The sequence below is a fragment of the Microcystis protocystis FBCC-A270 genome, assembly GCF_050500235.1.
Taxonomy (GTDB): Bacteria; Cyanobacteriota; Cyanobacteriia; order Cyanobacteriales; family Microcystaceae; genus Microcystis; species Microcystis ichthyoblabe_A.
In genome coordinates, this window is record NZ_CP191407.1 from 1,748,329 (window position 1) to 1,767,419 (window position 19,091).

14 protein-coding genes and 1 pseudogene are annotated in these 19,091 nt (G+C 39.6%); 11 read left to right on the plus strand and 4 right to left on the minus strand.

Annotated elements, in window-relative coordinates:
- The first annotated feature begins 11 nt into the window (after positions 1-11).
- The 6 genes from ACQY1X_RS08555 to ACQY1X_RS08580 all read left to right on the plus strand — a co-directional run bounded on the left by ACQY1X_RS08555 (position 12) and on the right by ACQY1X_RS08580 (position 3,609).
- Positions 12-893, plus strand: a complete 882-nt coding sequence (locus ACQY1X_RS08555) for a tetratricopeptide repeat protein (RefSeq protein WP_430015584.1) — start codon at positions 12-14, stop codon at positions 891-893.
- Between the two features lie 209 nt (positions 894-1,102).
- On the plus strand, positions 1,103-1,873 hold the full coding sequence (locus ACQY1X_RS08560; protein WP_430015585.1) for a hypothetical protein: 771 nt from the start codon (positions 1,103-1,105) through the stop codon (positions 1,871-1,873).
- On the plus strand, positions 1,866-2,687 hold the full coding sequence (locus tag ACQY1X_RS08565) for a hypothetical protein (protein WP_430015586.1): 822 nt from the start codon (positions 1,866-1,868) through the stop codon (positions 2,685-2,687). The genes ACQY1X_RS08560 and ACQY1X_RS08565 overlap by 8 nt, the downstream gene beginning before the upstream one ends.
- A 9-nt stretch (positions 2,688-2,696) precedes the next feature.
- Complete coding sequence (locus ACQY1X_RS08570) at positions 2,697-2,909, plus strand: type II toxin-antitoxin system HicB family antitoxin (RefSeq protein WP_002753241.1); 213 nt, start codon at positions 2,697-2,699, stop codon at positions 2,907-2,909.
- Positions 2,910-2,931: 22 nt separating this feature from the next.
- A complete protein-coding gene (locus ACQY1X_RS08575; protein WP_002793069.1) occupies positions 2,932-3,171 on the plus strand; it encodes an antitoxin in 240 nt (79 codons plus the stop codon).
- Between the two features lie 9 nt (positions 3,172-3,180).
- Positions 3,181-3,609, plus strand: a complete 429-nt coding sequence (locus ACQY1X_RS08580; protein WP_002788601.1) for a type II toxin-antitoxin system VapC family toxin — start codon at positions 3,181-3,183, stop codon at positions 3,607-3,609.
- Between the two features lie 4 nt (positions 3,610-3,613).
- On the opposite strand, the gene ACQY1X_RS08585 is transcribed toward ACQY1X_RS08580, so the two are convergent.
- From ACQY1X_RS08585 to ACQY1X_RS08595, 3 genes are all read right to left on the minus strand, one after another.
- Complete coding sequence (locus ACQY1X_RS08585) at positions 3,614-3,880, minus strand: hypothetical protein (RefSeq protein WP_002784632.1); 267 nt, start codon at positions 3,878-3,880, stop codon at positions 3,614-3,616.
- Positions 3,881-4,602: 722 nt separating this feature from the next.
- Entirely contained in the window at positions 4,603-4,833 is a 231-nt protein-coding gene (locus ACQY1X_RS08590) for an addiction module protein (RefSeq protein WP_002753232.1), read from the minus strand.
- Positions 4,834-5,146: 313 nt separating this feature from the next.
- Positions 5,147-7,243 carry a caspase family protein gene (locus tag ACQY1X_RS08595; RefSeq protein ID WP_430015587.1) on the minus strand — a complete coding sequence of 699 codons (2,097 nt, stop codon included), beginning with the start codon at positions 7,241-7,243 and terminating at the stop codon, positions 5,147-5,149.
- Positions 7,244-7,784: 541 nt separating this feature from the next.
- Between ACQY1X_RS08595 and ACQY1X_RS08600 the strand changes: the two genes are divergently transcribed.
- Together ACQY1X_RS08600 and ACQY1X_RS08605 are read left to right on the plus strand one after the other, a co-directional pair.
- On the plus strand, positions 7,785-11,552 hold the full coding sequence (locus tag ACQY1X_RS08600; protein ID WP_430015588.1) for a CHAT domain-containing protein: 3,768 nt from the start codon (positions 7,785-7,787) through the stop codon (positions 11,550-11,552).
- Positions 11,553-11,706: 154 nt separating this feature from the next.
- Positions 11,707-12,468: pseudogene (locus ACQY1X_RS08605) on the plus strand (CHAT domain-containing protein); the annotation flags it as partial.
- Positions 12,469-12,727: 259 nt separating this feature from the next.
- Here ACQY1X_RS08605 and ACQY1X_RS08610 read toward each other — a convergent pair.
- A complete protein-coding gene (locus ACQY1X_RS08610) occupies positions 12,728-13,915 on the minus strand; it encodes a glycosyltransferase (RefSeq protein WP_430014391.1) in 1,188 nt (395 codons plus the stop codon).
- 298 nt (positions 13,916-14,213) lie between these two features.
- On the opposite strand from ACQY1X_RS08610, the gene ACQY1X_RS08615 reads away from it, so the two are divergent.
- The 3 genes from ACQY1X_RS08615 to ACQY1X_RS08625 all read left to right on the plus strand — a co-directional run bounded on the left by ACQY1X_RS08615 (position 14,214) and on the right by ACQY1X_RS08625 (position 19,091).
- Positions 14,214-15,437 carry an NAD(P)/FAD-dependent oxidoreductase gene (locus ACQY1X_RS08615; RefSeq protein WP_430014392.1) on the plus strand — a complete coding sequence of 408 codons (1,224 nt, stop codon included), beginning with the start codon at positions 14,214-14,216 and terminating at the stop codon, positions 15,435-15,437.
- 30 nt (positions 15,438-15,467) lie between these two features.
- Positions 15,468-16,682 (plus strand): S-layer homology domain-containing protein, encoded by a 1,215-nt coding sequence (locus tag ACQY1X_RS08620; protein ID WP_430015589.1) that lies wholly within the window; start codon positions 15,468-15,470, stop codon positions 16,680-16,682.
- Between the two features lie 183 nt (positions 16,683-16,865).
- A complete protein-coding gene (locus ACQY1X_RS08625; protein ID WP_430014394.1) occupies positions 16,866-19,091 on the plus strand; it encodes a heavy metal translocating P-type ATPase in 2,226 nt (741 codons plus the stop codon).

Here is a 19,091-nt window from a genome sequence, read left to right on the forward strand (position 1 = left end):
AGGGGTAAACTGTGCCAAAACTTCGATTAATCATTTCTTTGCTCATTTTTTTCGTCGCTGGCAGCCCGCCAGCTTTTTCCCAAGCGCTACTCCCCTACGCCATCGAACCGGAGTTAGAACAGATGGAACAAGCGGGAATTGAAATGGCTGAGGATGCTATCCAATTAGCTCGTTTTCGCCGTACCGATGCAGCCCTCGGACGGGCTAGGTTAGCGGTGCAGTTGGCCCCTCATCTCTATCAAACTTGGTTTATTCTCGGTAGTTTATATCTGCAAGACGATCAGGTACAACCCGGTATCGAGGCATTAAATCAATCTTTGTCCCTTGCTCCCGCCGATGCCCACGCTAATATCAAATTTTCTCTCGGTAGTGCTTATTTTCAGAATCAAGATTACCAGTCTGCTATTGCCCAGATTGAAGCGGGTTTGCAAATTAAACCCGATGTCTCCCCCGCTCTTTTTGATCTCGGTAATTCCTATCTCAAGTTAGCACAATATCCTGATGCGATCGCAGCTTACGAAAAGGCTGTTAGTCAAGATAAAAATTTTTGGCCGGCTATTAATAATATTGGTTTAGTTAAATACGAACAGGGTGACAAGGAAGCCGCTCTTAAAGATTGGCGGGCCGCTTTGAAAATTGATCCTAAACAGCCGGAACCTCAGTTAGCTATTGCGGTGGCTATTTATAGTCAAGGAAAAACTGAGGAGGGCATCAAATTAGCTCAGGCCGCTCTCACTAGCGATAGTCGTTATGTCAGTCTAGAATTTTTAGGGGAAAATCTCTGGGGTAAACGTCTTCTGCAAGACACGGAGAAAATGTTTAATCATCCTAAAATGAAAGATTTTATCGCTCGTTTACCACAACCAACCCCAGAAGCGGACGAAGAAAATTAAGCTGATAGCAGCAAGCATTAAGATAACCCCTTAGTTAATTTGCTAGGAATTCTTGAGGCTTGCTCTAGCTAATTAGGGCTGGCTGAATATCGGTAGCAGCTTTGCTAAAAAATGGTTTTGGGACTTTATTAGCAAAACAACAAATTTTTTGCCGCAAACCCCACATACAGTACAATTATTACAGTTAAGGGTTTGAAAGGCCTAGGATGATGGCAAAGCAATCAAGGGCAATTGCGGTAACAGAACATGACAATAAGTGTCCTGAATGTCTGCACTTGGAGATTTTGGGAGAACCCCTTGCGCCTGAGTCTAAGGGTGTTTTTTCCCGTTTCAAAAAGTCTGAACCAGAGGCGTTTTCCCTATCGGTGCGGATTAATTTTAATGAGCAGTGGCTTGATTTTCGCTTTGGACGGGTTAAGTTTGGTTTGCGGGGGGGAGAGTTACGCTTAAAACTGGAGAATGGCCAAATGCCTTCTGAGTTGAGAAATGAAGCGTTGAAAAAGATTTTAGCAAGGGAATTAGAGATTGAACGTCAGTTAGGGGGAGAACAGGAAGGCAAGTTTCAACTAGAAGGCTCTATAACTCCTAATTTATCGAAAGCAAACTTAAAGGGAGTTAGAGAAAAGCGTCAGAAAGAGTCCCAGGGGGATAAGTTTCAGCTTAAAATAGCGCAAATTAGTCACAAGGGAGCAAATAATCAGCCTGTGTGGGTGTTCGAGAATAGGACAGGTGAGCCTGTTTTGATTGGGGAATTAGCGGATTCCCTGGGTAAAATGTTAATTGCGGGTGTTCCCTGGAGCGTTGAAGCGACATTTACTCCTGAAATGCGTCAGGTTGTGATTACGGGTTTAGAAAATTTATTTAGAGATGATATTTATCGACACGAAAAATTAAACATATTTGAGTTAGGATTCGCTAAGTTATTTTTAAAGCATAAAACCCAACCCTATCTAAGTCGTCAGGTATTGCGTTATGAGTGATGCAGATTTTATTCGAGAAGTTGAAGAACTGTACCTGCGTCTTGCTAATGCAGATACAGATGATCTGGTTGAGTTAGCTAAACTTGCGGGTTTAGACCCTAAAACAGATTTAGCCGACTCTGTTTGGGTTCCCTATCCCAGCTTTGGGGAATTTCGCCAGAACACCTTAGCGGCGGCGGTGCTGACAGATTATCTAAAAGAGCATGGGATAGAGGTAGATACTGCGGCGGCTGATAATGCTCAAGTGGTACTACCCAAGCTAGGTAAACTAGAAGCTGTATTGATTCCCCAAGACTCTGGTGAAGAAATGTTAGATTTAAGCCAAATTAGGGTCGAAATTGACCTAAATCCGGCAACCCTAGCCTATATTTTAATCGAGTTAGGGGAAGGAGGAGCTTGGTTAACTGGGGTTCTGTTGAGTTCGGATCTGCGTCAGGATTTCCCAGAAGGCGGTGCGGTGTCCTTGGCGATGAGGAAACCTATATCGGCGCTGTGGGAGGCTTACCGTCGGTGGGAAAACTGTCAGCAAATCATGGCGCAGTATATCGATAAACAAGGCTGGTCAGTGGAACAGCGATCGGAGGTAATCACAGTGTTAAACTGGGTATTGGACTATCGGTTGGAGTATGAACGTCCGACGCTATTAGGGGACTTTTTAGCAGAGAAGGCCAACGAGAATAATGAGAATTTTAAACCCTTAGTCTCGCGTCCAGAAGGGGTAAGGGGAGCAACGCCTGAGCCGTCTTCAGAGGGTGCGGTGGACTGGCTAGAGGTGGCGATGGATTTGCTTGATGAATTGGGAAAATGTATTTAAAAAATAATCATGAAAAGCATTAAAATAATTGTCGAAAAACACCCAGATGGCTATATTGCTTATCCTTTAGGTATTGAAGGTGTTGTCATTGGCGAAGGCGAATCATATCAAGAAGTGCTAGAAGATGCGAAATCAGCACTCCGTTTTCATATTGAAACCTTTGGAGTAGAAGTTTTAGATACTGAATATTCTGTCTTAGAAGCGTCTATTATAGTAAGGTGATCATTAACAAAGAGGTCAACAGATGCAAAACTTACGTCAGGTTTCTTTACTAACAAGTGGACAAGAGCAAGTCTTAACTATTCCTCCTGAACTTGCCCTATCAAGCACAGAGGTTTTGTTACGCAAAGAAGGTCATCGCTTAATCATTGAGCCGATTTCTTCCGGTTCTCTAATTTCTTTGCTGACTACTTTGCCAGACATTACAGACAATTTTCCTGATATAGATGAAGGGTTGCTTCCCCTTGATGACATTACATTTTAGTACCACCCAATGACCTATCAATATCTGCTTGATACTAACATCCTATCACATTTGATCAGGTATCCCCAAGGTCAGGTTTTCCAGCATATTGTGGATGTCGGCGAAGAAAGCGTTTGTACGAGCATCATTGTGGCGTGTGAATTAAGATTTGGAGTGGTTAAAAGTGGTTCCTCCCGTCTGGTGCAGCAACTAGAACGCATCCTGGAGTTCTTGACAGTTTTGCCATTAGAATCAACTGTAGATAAGCACTATGCCCTAATTCGTAAACATTTGGAGCAAGCAGGAACCCCAATCGGTCCAAATGATTTACTGATTGCTGCTCATTCTCTAGCGCTTGATCTGACTCTTGTTACCGCAAATACTCGTGAATTTGAGCGTGTGCCTGCTTTGAAGTTAGAGAATTGGTTGATTGATTCTGTAATAATTTTTGGGGGATAATTTGTCATAAATGATGTTGCTGATGATGGTTTTGTATATATTCTGCCACTACTTTTTTGCGGTTTTCTCGCAATGATAAATCAGGTGGAGCATTTTCTAAAAGATGCTGAGGATGACCTCCCCGGCGTTGTGATAAAGTTTTACGCGGTTTTAAGCTTTGCCAATGTTCGTAAATGAGTTTTTTCAGAAGTTCTTCTGAGCTAATATTCTCTTCGGAAATGATGTCTGCTAGATAGTTCTCGGTTTCTCGATCTAGATTAATCGATAACATTGTTACCTCATGGGATAAATCAACATCTTTGATTATAGCTTAAAATCTATGATCGCACTCACCCCCCATCCCCAATTGAGTTTGCTAGAGAAAAATTCGGGGTACGGGCGAAGCATTCGGATAGGAAATCTAGGGTTTCAGTAATAGGTTATTGTCCGAATGCTTCGCCCCTACTCAATCATCTAACAATCCGTCGTAACGCACCACACCTATCATTAATTTATTTGGTGCGTTACGCTATCGAAGGGCGCACCCTACTAAAAACTTCATGGGATAAATCAACATCTTTGATTATAGCTTAAAATCCATGATCGCACTACAGATAATCGCACTCACTCCCCATCCCCAAATGGTAAAATGTAGGGTGCGTTAGACGGCGACAATTTCTGCTTAAACTTAAATCTAACAATCCGTCGTAACGCACCACATCTATCATTAATTTATTTGGTGCGTTACGCTATCGAAGGGCGCACCCTACTAATACTGCTTTTTCTAAGGACTTAATTGCTATTAAATGATTTATTCCTGGAAGTTTTGGCATGATTATCCAACTTCTACATAAAGAGATTCGGCAACAACATAATGAGTAGGAGATGCTCTAATTCGATAAACCGTATCCTCGATAGCATTGATAAATGCCTGTGCAACCTCAACCCGTTGCCCTGTATAGTATTGAACCGCTTCAGCATATTCAGTGAGAGCTTCAGGGTGAAATACATACCTCATGGCTCAATCAGTCGTCTAACTTGAGCCAGAGCTTCTTCCCCCGAAATTGGCTGCACAGAGCCATCCCGAACCTCGCCTCTTCGTCTTTTTGCTTCAGTCACCCAAACTGCCTGAATTGTTGAATCGGTGTCGAATTCTAAGCTTTCTACCAACTTGTCTGCAAGCAGCGCCCTTGATACACTAGGTAAGGACAATATCTCTTCTGTCAGTTGCTCAATTGATCCCATAGCCCGTCGCAGAATAATAAACTCTAAGTATTATCATCCTACAGGAAAATCGACTAAGTTAGTTCTTTTTTGATAAATCTTTAATTAATCTGCTATGGGCAGTGCGTTACGCTATCGAAGAGCGCACCCTACTATAATTAGACTAGAATTGAGTTTGCTAGAGAAAAATTCGGGGTACGGGCGAAGCATTCGGATAGGAAATCTAGGGTTTCAGTAATAGGTTATTGTCCGAATGCTTCGCCCCTACTCAATCATCTAACAATCCGTCGTAACGCACCACATCTATCATTAATTTAACTTTAATATCTAATCTTTAATCCCTAATCACCGTCACTTTTTTTTGTGTTGTTATCCATTTTTGACTAGGATAATTAGCGGGTTTTAAATTACGAATAGAGCTACCATTTTCATTAATAGTAGTTAGTAATACTTCCAAGGGGTTTTTAGCTTCTTCTAAATTTCTCAATTGCTTAGAAAAATGTGGCTGATCTAAACAAGGTAATTCTAACCAACGAAAATTAGTCGGATCAATAGTCGCAAAAGCTTTAATAATATCTACACCTTGCTTAAATCCTTCAGGAAGACTGGTTTGAAGTGTAATAATATCTTCTTGTCCTGGTTCAAATTCTTCAAATGAGCTAACTTCATCAGATGGATATATTTGAGAAATACTCCAATCTGGCTGTAAGACTAATAGAGTAACATTGAGACGTTTCGATGAATTATTTTTAATCCTCACAATAAACTGTTCATTAACCTTTATGTTTAACATATCACAAGGATTATGTAAGTCAGGACGGATTCCTGCTTGAAAATCGGGAGGAATTTCAAATAAATCGACTTGTAAAGCTTTTTTTAAAGGATTGAGTGAATCATAATTATTCAGTTCGTAAATTCCTTGATATTTTGCTAAGTGAATGAGACGATTAATGAGGGTAGTCGTAGCATTATGATCATTAAACTTTAGAACAGGTCTTAGATTAATTTTTTCTGTTCCTGAGTCCCAGATTTCATATTCTCCTGATTGATTGATAACTATTTGATAATGAGCATTTTCATTCTGTAAAACTAAATCTAACCAATTGGTTTCAGCTATTTTTTGATTAATCGTTTCTAAAAATGGTTTGAAATTGATACTTGAAAAATGGTAAGATTCTAAAAAAAGTAAGGAAACTTTTCGGACTAGGCTAATAGAGTTAGGATTGAGAAGAACCGCTTGATCTCCCTGAGTGATTTGTCTTAGCTGTTGTGGTTGCTCAGATAGAGGCTTAATTGTAGCCCAAGAGAATGTTGCTCCCAAACTGGTAATATCAGCGATCGCTAATCGTTTTTCAATGCTAGTAAAATCTGTTCCTGACGGATAAACAGCTAACTGAGAACCCTGAACTAACCCATGTACTTGTCCTCCATTAATTTTAATTTGTTGTTGTTCCTCCTTCACCTCCATTATGGTAACAGCTTGATGTATAGGTCGTTTTTCATATCCAAATACTAAGCGGGTTCCCTCGCCAAGTAACATCGGTGTTTGTTTGGAAAACTGGCTGTTAATTTTTGCTAAAAGATAGTCATAAAGAACTTTGTAGGTTAACTCTGGATTGGGATGATCTAAAAACTTTAATAACCAATAAGTCAAGACTCCATTACGTTTATTTTCCTCAAAGGTATACTCATAAGCAGACTCAGAGGGACGACAAGCTGCAAGTAAAACATATCCCTTTGCATCAGGTAACATTCCACCATTGACGGCAAGGTTTCGGGTAGGTGTTGGGCTGAGTTTTTGCCAAGCGGTGATTAATTCTTCTCTAGACGCAACTAAACTCTCACTGGATCGAATGGTCGTATCAATTGCGTTAATTCCTCGAATTTCTGTTTGATTTCCTCTAGTAGCCCCTCCTGAATGACAGCAATCTAGGACAAGTGTAACAATAAGTTGGCGATTGACTAAATTTTCCAGTAGAAAAGCTAGTTCAATATCCCGAATGTATCGGGTGTTAGGATTGCCAATATTAGTAGGCACTAGAGCTTCATCAATACCATCTTTTCCTTTAACCTCTGGATAGAGGGTAGTGGCGCGTCCTCCATGTCCTGAGTAGTGAATATAGACGCTGTCCCCCTGTTGTGCTATGTTAGCAAGCTGCTGAAATTTGGCTACTATATTTTCATAAGTGGGTAACTGTTCTGGTGGTTCAATAGGGTTATTGAATGTGTCCTGAGAAGCAGTAAGCTTGAGTATATTGTCAGACGGTAGTTTAAGCTTGTGTTGAAGAAACGCTTCTACCTGATTAATATCTCGGACACATCCTTTTAAGTTCTGATATGAGCTTCCATCTGGGAGTTGATTGGGCGGATAGTGGTCAATTCCGATAAGTAGCCCATATAATTGTGGAGATTTTTGTCTTGAATCTGTCATAGTAAGGTTTGCAAGGCTCTCTTGGTCTTTAGCAATTATAAAATCAAATCTTGACAGAGGGACAGGCTGTTTAAGATATTTACGTCACAGGCTTTTTGGATCATGGAGCATTCGATCAAAAAAGTTCGGTAAGGGTCAGGTCCTACAAAAATCAAAAATCAGTCAAGCCCATGCTGTGTAATAATTTGGTTTAATTATAGCAAAATCCTCCTTCTCTGGAAATTCGCATGATCGAAACGCTGAAAGTTTTAATTTTCGTGCTTATTGGGAAGGAAACTGTGAATTTGGCAAGTTCTGAGATTTTATAAGCCCCTCTGTGACTGTTTGAGGCATCTGAATCCTTACAGGTCGAGGTAGCTCCTTGACAATTTTGGAGAAGTTGAATATAATAGCATCCACATAATGGCTCTCTTGGGTTTTGTCTGTAAAATGTATCATTGTAATACATTTTGATAGGAAGCCAGATTTTTCAGGTGGCTAAAAAGCCTTTTCTAATTCAACACTACTGACGGATTAAATCCCTTAAATAAAAAAGATGATTTTGAACTTTTGGTCAAAAGTAGCAACAATTATTGGAATAGTTGTATCTGGATTGATCTTAGTCTTTAACAATAACTTTCCAATAGCCCATGCCATCGTATTAGTTTTTATTATTACACCATCTATCATGGCCATAAGTGAACTACTACCAAATATTAGAGAACTACTTCTAACTAAGAAAATCAGTAGCATTTTAAATTTATTATCAATCTTTTGTTTGGCGCTTATCGTTATCAGTGTTCTTTTATGTCACTATCTAATTATTGGATACCTATCATCTACATCTTATGAATATAGTTTTACTTTAATTAAATTATACACTCTATTTTCATTTATATTCGGTTTTATTACCTTATTTTTTGTGACATGGTTATACGCTAGGGTAGCTTTTCATTGGAACAGGGGAGAATATTTTAAATGCCAAAAAGTTTCTAATAGTCTCATAAAGCATGAGAAGTGGATTTATGGAAAAAACAATTATAGATTGTCGATATCCTTTTTTGATATAGCTATTATTTATGACTCAATTGGAGAAGGGGATAGTATAGATGTTAGGATTTTAGAAGAAACGTTAAACAACTATACTAAAAATTGTTTAGGTTATCGTAGAGATACAGCTAAATTTTTATCATATATAAAAATGAGATTCTGCTTAACTAGATTTTATATGCAGAGGAATAATGAATTATATGCAAAATATTATTCAGAAGAAACCATTAATTTGGTTCAAAAAGCTTCTAAGAATGAATGGCTGTCTTTCTGTACTAAATTTGCTCGTATTTATTACTTACTCAATCATTATTGGTTCATTAATAATATAGATAATTTGCTAAGACTGGCGTTTAACAAAGAAACAATTAAAATTGAAGATGAGGTTGAAGAAAGTTTAATGAACCACAAAAATAATTCATTAGAAAATGTTTTATGTAATCCTTTAGTCCATCCTTACCAAACTTTAATTATATTCTTATTGGGAATCTTTCCAGTAACTTTAGCACTGTTAGTGGTAGAATTAAGAAGCTTACATTATATGCTCTTTGTTACTATTCCTATAATGTTTTTTGCTGAAGTTTTTGGTGATTATTGGGAAAAGATATATCTTAACCATCGCTTAAAGTGTGATTTATTCTTACAATTTCTAGATTTGTTAAAATTCAAAAATGGTTTAGTTAACCCAGGACAAAAAACTTCATTTATTGAAAACAATTCTAGATTTATACAAAAATTATCTAAGACTAAATTATTTTCAGAAGAACTTCAGACTGTTATTATTGCTGAATTATATGTAATGATAGCTAACTTGAATCAGGATCAAATTGCAGATCAACAATTATCTTATCTGACAGGTAAAATAAATAAAAAAAATCATAATCATAATACAGTTCCTTTATTACAAATGAAAATAGCTAATTATTATCAGGAGTATATAGCAAATCATGATAAAGCTCTCAGTTTTTATGAAAAAATCAATCAAAAAGATATTGCAAAATTAAACATGAATTTAGGTGATAATCCGAGCAAGCTGTCTGATAGCAAAATGATTTCCAAAAAACAACAATCTATGTCAGAAAGATATCGTAAAGGCTATGCAGAATGTCTTATAAACAAAGCTCTGGCTTATGCAGAGTTACAGTATGCACAGGGTCTTAATGAGGAGGCAGAATCAATAATTACTACAAACTTTTCTAAAGCAAAGGATGTGTTAGAAATATCAACTAAAACTACCTCTATAGATAGTTATAGTTTTCAGTCTCGATTATCTCTATATGCTCAAGCCTTAAATAAATTAGGTTGGCTCTACTATGGTTTAAAAAGGTATGAAGATGCAGAAATTAAATATCAAGCAGCAGAGGAAATCTGTAACAATTTAGTTTCAATATTCTCTTTCGATTCGTTTTTATCGCCTAAATATTTGCTTGCTTTACATCAAACATGGCTAGAAATAACTAAAGGCAATGCAGCTGTAGCTCTTAACAAGCTTAAAGAGGGTGAGCAAAAGAATGAGCAACTTGCTTGGCTAATGATTTCTATAAGTAATGAGAAAGTAAGGCTAGATTTGATTCCATTTCTTAAAGTTTGTGTATATCTTAGATTTAGTATCATCAATCGTTTTTTGCTTGGAGATATCTCCGAGATTAAGACACTCTTTGAAATTATTTTACAGGCTAAAGGAATCAGTGCAGAAATTCTAGCAACTCAGAAAGATAAACTTTTAGAAAAGAAATATTCAAGATTGCAGCCCCAACTTGAGCAACTTAGATTACTCCGCAAACAAATTGCTCATAAAGAAATTAATGGTCTTGCACCATTAGAAACTATAGCTAATTTTAAGAAGACTTTAGAGCTATCTTATCAAGAAAAAGAAAAATTAGAACAACAGTTAGCTGTTGAGATTCCAGAGTTAAATTTAAAATTAAAACTCAAAAATGTAACTTTAACAACAATTAGCAAAGCTCTTCCCAAAAATTATGCTTTGGTTGAATTTACCGTGTTATATGATTCAATAGAAGCGAAGGAAGTCAGAGAAGAATATTCTGATAATCCTCAAATGCTTTTAGAATATCAACCCTACTTTCGTTATGTAGCGTTTGTTTTATCATCGGAAAATCCTGAGAATGTTCAGATGATTGAAATAGGAGGAAGAGATCGAATTAACAAGATGATTGCTAACTTTAGGTCTTCAATTATAGGAGAATATGAAGAACGTAACTTAGAGGTTATTTCTTCTCAAAAAAACGATAAGAAAAAGCAAAATAGCAGAGAAAGTGGAATTGCTTTGCGTAAAGCTGTCTTTGATCCTTTAGTAAAAAATCTTGGAGATTGTCAACATATATTTATCTCACCTGATGGAGACCTAACGCGCTTACCTTTTGAAATTTTACCAACAGATAATGGTCAACGATTAATTGACAATTATTCTATTAGTTATCTAAGTTCGAGTAAAGATATTCTGCGTTTTGGCTTTAAAACTGATAGACAAGCCACAGATGCAATCGTCATAGCTGATCCAGACTTTGATTATGGTCTAGGTCAACATTCATTGGCAATAGATAAAGAACTAAATTCTTCTGGAAGACAATCTCGTGATTTGGATTTAGAGAAGCTAGAATTTAAAAGACTAGATGGAACTCGTCAAGAAGGAATTGAAATTGCTTCTTTGCTAGGTGTAGAGCCTTGGTTAGCAGAAAAAGCAGTCAAAGAAAAACTAGAATCTATTACCTCTCCCCTAATTTTACATATTGCAACTCATGGTTTTTTTGTAGAAGATCAACCAGAAACATTTCATCAAGAACAATTATTGAGTGCAGGTAAATCGCCAATTACTCAACAAGAAAATCCTTTATTACGTTCAGGTTTAGCCTTTGCAGGAGCAAATTGGAAACAGAAACAGTTTCGTCCTCCTTCAGAAGTTGGCAATGGAATTCTAACGGCTGAGGAAGTTTCTAACCTAGACCTTTCAGAAACAGAATTAGTGGTTCTTTCTGCTTGTGAAACAGGGTTAGGAGATGTTCAGACAGGAGAAGGAGTTTTTGGGTTGAGACGAGCCTTTGTCTTAGCAGGAGCAAAAACACTGGTCATGAGTCTCTGGAAAGTTCCCGATCAACAGACACAAGAATTAATGACAGAATTTTATCGTCGTCTGTTGTGGGGTGAAGGACGTGGAGAAGCTTTACGCAATGCTCAGTTAGAAATGAGAAAAAAATATCCTGATCCTTATTATTGGGGTGCTTTTATCTGTCAAGGCGAAATCAGTTCTATTTTGCGTTAAATGTCTATACCTAAACTTTTCTCATATAAATATACTGGTGAATTCACACAGCTAAAATAGTGTAATAGATAAGCTCAACTAAGGAGATCAATCATGGGAAGAGGTAGGCGAGATAAAGTTCATCTGACAGTCGAACAAAGACAAAACTTTTAACAAATCAGTCGCAGAGGATTTGCCCTATACTCCCCTAGAGTGTGAGTGGGTCGCCCAAACCTGGAATGTGCCTCGCCAACGGCGGCTACAGGGGCGCACTGTCACCCCCGACTCTTATCTGCAATTGCTGAAACAAGTGCAGGCTTTGCTCTCCAGCCACCACGCCACCAGCCGCCCCGATGATCCCCTCAACTCCCACCTCGTCCTAGACGGGGAGCAAAAAGTCACCCTCCGGGATTTACTTAGTCCCCTGTGGCGTTTTCCCGAATTGTTGGAAGTGTTTCTCTCCTGTTGTGAAACCGGTCTCAGTTTTGCCACTTCCCGAGATGAAGAGGGAAAGCTGCGACCGGAATTACTGGACGAACCCCTCAGCTTAGGTACAGGCTTTCTGCTGGGGGGCGCTCGTGCTGTGATTAGTAGTCATTGGGCGGTGGCTGATCTAGCGACGGCGCTGTTTTCCCGGGAGTACCATCGCGCACGGCGGGCCGGAGAGGAACGTTTAACGGCTCTACATCAGGCTCGTCAAGCGTTGCGGGAGACTTGCCAAAAAGACTGGCGGGACCGTTTGACAGCCGATTATCAGCAGGCTTTCCAGACTTGGCAACAAATGCGCCAAACTAAGGACCCGAACGTCAATACTGCTGGGGCTAATTATCAGAAAATCGGCGAATTGATCAAGTGGCTTGGCAATTTTGCTCCCGACGCAGTGCCTTTTCAGGATTATCGTTACTGGGGGGCGTTCTATTGTCTGGGACTTCCTTAAAATTATGAATTATTTCCTTGTTGCAAGCGGGCGAAGCATTCGGATAGGAAATCTACGGTTTCAGCGATAGGTTATGCCCAAATGCTTCGCCCCTACTTTTTCAGCAATCTCTAATTAAGTAGATAGGTATTAAAAACTTTCAGATCACCCTGCCCCCCTTATTAAGGGGGGACTAAGGGGGGATCGGCACCCGCCAAGGGGCAGGGGGGATCAAGGGGGGATTAAAGGCAAAATCCATTTTTAATTTAATTATAACCAGCTAATTAGGATAAACTCGCCCTTTCCAACCTCCCCCTTGACCGCGCCAATAACGCAGGGCAGAATCCACAGTCATTAAACTATAAAAGAGGGCAATTAGGGGTAAAGTTAAAGCCCGCAGGGGGGATAATTTATATAGTCTTAAAGTCGGGCTATAGGAAAGGGCTATTAGTAATAAAGTGACGGTGCTAATTATGATAATTGATGTTTCTTTTAAGACCAATCCCCAGATTAAGCCCAAGGGCGCGGCTAAATAGGTTAAAAACATCCCGAAAATTGTGCCAATTAACCAAAGTGTTGAGTAATTTAGTTGCGTAAATGCGGTGCGGGCTACCATATTCCAAATGCTTGCTAAATCGGGATAGGGACGGAGACTATAGGTGCTTTCTGTTAATCCTAACCAGATGGAACTCTCGTTATTTTCTGGGTGATTTTGCAGATATTTTTTAACCGCAATCGCCAAAGAACAATCATCAATTAAAGCTTGTTTAAGAATCTCAATACCGCCAATTTTTTCTAGGATATCTCGGCGAATTAAAATGCAACCCCCGGCGGCGGCGGCTATCGGGGAATTAGGATTATTAACTAGGGGAAAAGGATAGAGTTTCTCGAAGAAAAAAACAAAGGCAGGAATAAGAAATTTTTCCCAAAAACTGTCACAGCGTAGCAACACCATCAGGGAAACTAAAGCTTGTTTTTCCTGTACTGCTTTAGTTACTAATTGGGTTAAATTATCTGGTGCGTGGGCAATATCGGCATCGGTGAAGAGAAAATAATCGGGAGCGAATTTCTCGGTAGCCTCTTTTATTCCCTGTTTCATTGCCCATAATTTACCCGTCCATCCTATCTCTAAAGGCTGTCCAGAAATAATAGTTATTTGTCCAGATTTATGAGATTGATCAGCAATTTCTTGGGCAACTTTTCCAGTGCCATCACTGCTTTGATCGTCAATTAAAATAATGGAAAATTCGCCTTGATAATCTTGGTTAAAGAGGGAAGCTAAACTGATGGGTAAAACGTCGGCTTCGTTTCGTGCGGGGATAATTGCCGAGACTTTTGGATAATTTGTTAAGGGAGAAGTGACAGGATTAATTTTTTGGTTAGATAGCCAAAATTGTCCCCTGGCTAAGATTAAATATAACCAAATTATTAGCGATAGGAAAGTAACTAATAATAAGAAAAATGTCATAAGCTGGTGGCCTTTCGATGAGGGAACAGGGAATAGGTTAAAAAGAGTAAGTAGGTAGGTGTTAAAAGTTGTCAGACACCCCCCTTATCAAGGGGGGCAGGGGGGATCCCCCCGCCTATCGGCACCCCCCTTATTAAGGGGGGCAGGAGGGATCGAACCTAAAATCCATTTTTAATTTAATTATAACCAGCTACTTATCAAATTTAGATGCACAACAGCTTCATAAGTTTGGGGTTTAACAGAGGGCATTTAGGGTAAAATAAAAGCAAGTTAGCAAGATTAGGCGAGGGAGTAAATCATGGATTATGATGTCGTAATTATTGGGGGCGGACCGGCGGGAGGTCACTGTGGTAGATTATTAAGTGAAAAAGGTTATCGTGTGCTTTTAGTGGAACAACATTCTAGTTGGCAAGATAATAACTTTTCTAGTGCCGCTTCTCCCCTAGAAATTTTAGAACAATTCAATCTCCCCGAAACCGTAGTGGCTAGGTTTTGGAAAAATATCGAAATTATCTCCACTAGCATACATCATTTTTGGTCATCAGTGCAACCTTTAGGGGTAGTTTTTGATTTTGCCAAATTGCGAGAGTTTTTAGCCGCAGAAGTGCTGCGTTGGGGGGGAGAAGTTCGTTTAGTTTGTCGTTATCTGAAATATGAACAAACGGAGAATCAGCTAACTGTTTTCTTGAAATCAAAAGGCGAGGAAATCGAGACAGTTACTACTCGTTTATTGGTTGATGCTACCGGATACGCTAGAGCAGTTATGTATAAATATAGACGAGAAAAACCTGATTTTTTAAAGGGGGTAGGTATTGAATATTTAATTGCTGTGCCAGAAGTAGATTATCAAAAATATCAAGATAATTTAGTATTTTTTATCGGTCATAAATGGAGTCCTAAAGGTTATGGCTGGATTTTTCCTATGGATAATCAGCAATTAAAAATAGGAGCGGCTTGGTTAGAGGGAGAACATCCTTATATTTCTGAAGTTAAGCCTTTAAAAAGTTATATTATCGAGATAATAAAAGACTACATGAACTTAGATAATTATGATCTAGTAGAGCAACACGGTTCCATCGTGGAATATTCCTCTGGACTGCAAGATATTTACTATAAAAAACCAAATATTATCGCCATAGGTGATGCAGTTTCAACTATTAATGCTTTAGGATGGGAAGGTATTCGCCATGCTATGAAAGGAGCCGAAATTGCTTGTCAATACATGGAAGAATATTTACAGGGAAAATCGAGTAATTTTGCCGCTTATCAACGGAGGATGCAAGAATATTTTCAACCCAAATGGAATTTATCTGCTCGCCTCAGTCGCAAAGTTTATTTAAAATATAGTGATGCGCGTATTGATCAAGGATTATCCTATCTCAAGCACCTTTCCACCCAGGATATAATCGACTTTTTATTTTACTACAAATTTGAAAAATACACAAAAGGGTTAGGAGGATTTCTGCTGGGGAAATTACGTCAATGGTGGCGCAAAATTTTTCCTAGTCAAAAACCTGAGTAAATAGGCTAGGATAAAGCTAAGGAAACAATATTGGTAAAGACCGTGAGTAAGTTTATTCGCTACAGTACAATTATCACTCTGCTGGGCATTTTAGCAGCCTGTAGTGGCAATCCTGCCCTAGAAAATCGTCTGGCTGCCGATCCTAATCTACAAACAAATCCCATACCAGAAAACTCTCCTAATAACAGGCAATTACCCGCAAATTTTCCCGCAGAAATTCCTCGATATAGTCAATCAGAATTATTATCCGTGCAGACAAATCCTGATAATACTGGTGGACAAACCCGTTGGCAATCCAACGATCCCAGCAATGCGATCGAGGCTTTTTATCAACAGGAATTAGTTAATAATAATTGGGAAATTATCACTCCCTTTTCTGGGGAAGGAGTTAATAGTACCCTAACGGCCCGTCGAGATAATTTAGAGTTAACTATCACCATAACTGCCACTTCTCCCAATACCGAATATAGCCTCGATTATCGTCCAATAGGAACCCCGATTGCTTCCCCTAGTCCCTCCCCTAATCCCTCCCCTATTTCTTCCCCCTTGCCAAATCTTAATCCCACCAGTTTTAACGATCTCGAATCCTTACCTAATCCCTTAAAGAGCCACATTCAAGACTTAGCTAAATTAGGAGTATTAACAGGTAATAATAATCAGTTTAACCCTAATAATACCATAACGCGCCGAGAATTTGCTCGCTGGTTGTTACAGGCTAATAATGCCATTTATGCTAATGTAGCGGGTAAACAAATCCGTTTAGCTACTCCCAATAGTTCCCCAGCTTTTAGTGATGTTAAAAATAACGATCCCGATTATATTTATATTCAAGGATTAGCGGAAGCGGGGTTAATTCCCTCTCCTTTAACGGGAGATAGTAGCGCCCTTTTATTCCGTCCCAATGCTCCTTTAACCCGGGAAGATTTAATCGCGTGGAAAGTGCCATTAGATATTAGAAAAGCTTTACCGAGTGCCAATCTTGATACGATTAAAAATACTTGGGGTTTTCAGGATACCAATAAAATTAACCCGCAGCTGGTGCGCGCTCTTTATGCCGATTTTCAAAATGCCGAACAAGCCAATATTCGGCGAGTTTTTGGTTTTACTACCCTATTTCAGCCAAAAAGACCAGTAACTCGCGCTGAAGCTGCCGCTACTTTATGGTATTTTGGTTTTCAGGGTGATGGTGTTTCTGCTGCCGATGCTGTGCAGGGTCAAGATACGCAACAGAGTGGGGTTAATTGAAATTTGTCCATAAAAATTAAGGGTGTGTTAGGAAAATACAAGCACTCTTTTTGACATTTCTTCATATCTATTCAGAAAAATTAACAAAGGATTCTTGACCCGGCAGCTAGGGGAATATTTTATGCTAAAGATATAACTCTGCTGCAGGGGATTTTCTTGCTGACTTCCGCTGCTATTAACATTATGACCCATCAAACTCTCAAACTCGCCGGGATGAGTTGCGCTGGTTGTGCTGATTCGATCGAACGGATAATTAAATCTATCCCCGGAGTGATTCGATGTCAAGTTAATTTTGGCATGGAACAGGTGGATGTGGACTATGATCCCAAGCGTACCGATCTTAACACTATTCAAGCAAAAGTTAGGGATGCCGGTTTCCAAGCTACACCGATAACGGAAATTAATCTCGAATCCAGGCCAGAAAAAGAACTTCTCACTAAACTATCGATCGCTATTGTTATTAGCATTATACTTTTTATCGGTTCTTTGCCGATGATGACGGGTTTATCTCTATCTTTTATTCCCCACTGGTTACACGCTCCCTTATTACAATTAATTCTCGCTACTCCCGTCCAATTTTGGTGTGGTCAAAGTTTTTATAAAAATGCTTGGAAAGCCTTTAAAAATCGCACTGCCACCATGGATACTTTAGTAGTTTTGGGAACCAGTGCCGCCTATTTTTATTCCCTGTTTTTAACCTTCGGGAGCGATTTTATCGAAAAACAGGGGTTTAATTCCCATGTCTATTACGAAGCATCCGCTATCGTCATTACTCTGATTTTACTCGGTCGTTTCCTCGAAAAACGTGCCAGAAAAGAAACGGCCGCCGCTATTAAACAATTAATGAGATTACAGGCAAAAACTGCTAGGGTAATTAGGGAAGAACAGACGCTAGATATACCAATAGAAGAGGTGAAGGTAGGAGATATAATTTTAGTGCGTCCGGGAGAAAAAATTCCCGTCGATGGCATAATTATCCAAGGCAGTTCTAGCATTGATGAATCGATGGTGACGGGGGAAAGTTTACCCGTGCGAAAAACCGTCAATCAACAGGTAATCGGGGCGACAATTAATAAAACCGGTAGCCTACAAATGCAAGCGTTACGAGTGGGAAAAGATACGGTTTTAGCTCAGATTGTCCGATTAGTGCAAACCGCGCAAGCATCAAAAGCACCTATACAAAGATTAGTCGATCGAGTGACCGCTTATTTTGTGCCGGTGGTGATGATTATTGCCGTAATAACTTTCCTATTTTGGATTCTCCGCACGGGTAATCTCACCCTCGCTTTGATTACAATGGTGGAAGTCCTAATTATCGCTTGTCCCTGTGCGCTAGGATTAGCTACACCCACCTCGATTATGGTGGGAACAGGACAGGGAGCAAAACAGGGAATTTTAATTAAAAATGCCGAAAGTTTAGAATTGGCCCAGGGTATTACTACTATTGTTCTCGATAAAACGGGAACTCTCACCCAGGGGAAACCAACGGTGACGGACTTCTTGACTCGCGAGGGGGTGAGGGATGGACGGGAATTATCGCTGCTGCAGTTAGTCGTATCGGTGGAGAATCATTCTGAACACCCGCTAGGAGAAGCAATAGTTAGATATGGGCAGTTAAATCAGATTAAAACCCTAGAAGTAAGCGAATTTGACTCAATAACCGGGTCAGGAGTGCAGGGAAAAGTCGGGTCAGATTTCGTGCAAATCGGGACACAACAATGGTTAGAAAGTCAAGGGATCGAAACAAAAGTTCTTAAAAAAGTCGCCCACGATTGGGAATGGCAGAAAAAAACCGTGGCTTGGATAGCGGTTAACGGGCGTTTAGAGGGAGTGATCGCCATTTCCGACGTTTTAAAACCTTTTTCTTCCTTAGTGGTCGCCAAGCTCAAAAAAATGGGCTTAGAGGTGATGATGATGACGGGGGACAACCTCGAAACCGCAGAGGCGATCGCCAGCGAGTTGGGTATCCGGCGCTTTTTTGCCGCACTCCGTCCCGAACAAAAAGCCGAAAAAATCGAATATTTGCAGAAAAAAGGGAAAATAGTCGCCATGGTTGGAGATGGTATCAATGATGCGATCGCATTGGCGCAAGCGGACTTAGGTATTGCCATTGGCACGGGGACCGATGTAGCGATCGCTGCAAGCGATATAACCTTAATTTCGGGAGATTTACAGGGAATTGTGACTGCTATTGAGTTAAGTCGGGCAACAATGGGAAATATCAAAGAAAATCTCTTTTTTGCTTTTATTTATAACCTGATTGCCATTCCCATCGCTGCCGGAGTCCTCTATCCTTTTCTGCTCAATCCGATTATTGCCGGCGCTGCCATGGCTTTAAGTTCCCTTTCCGTGGTGACGAATGCTTTACGATTGCGTCGAGTTCATCCCAGGGTGGGGAGTGGGGTGTAG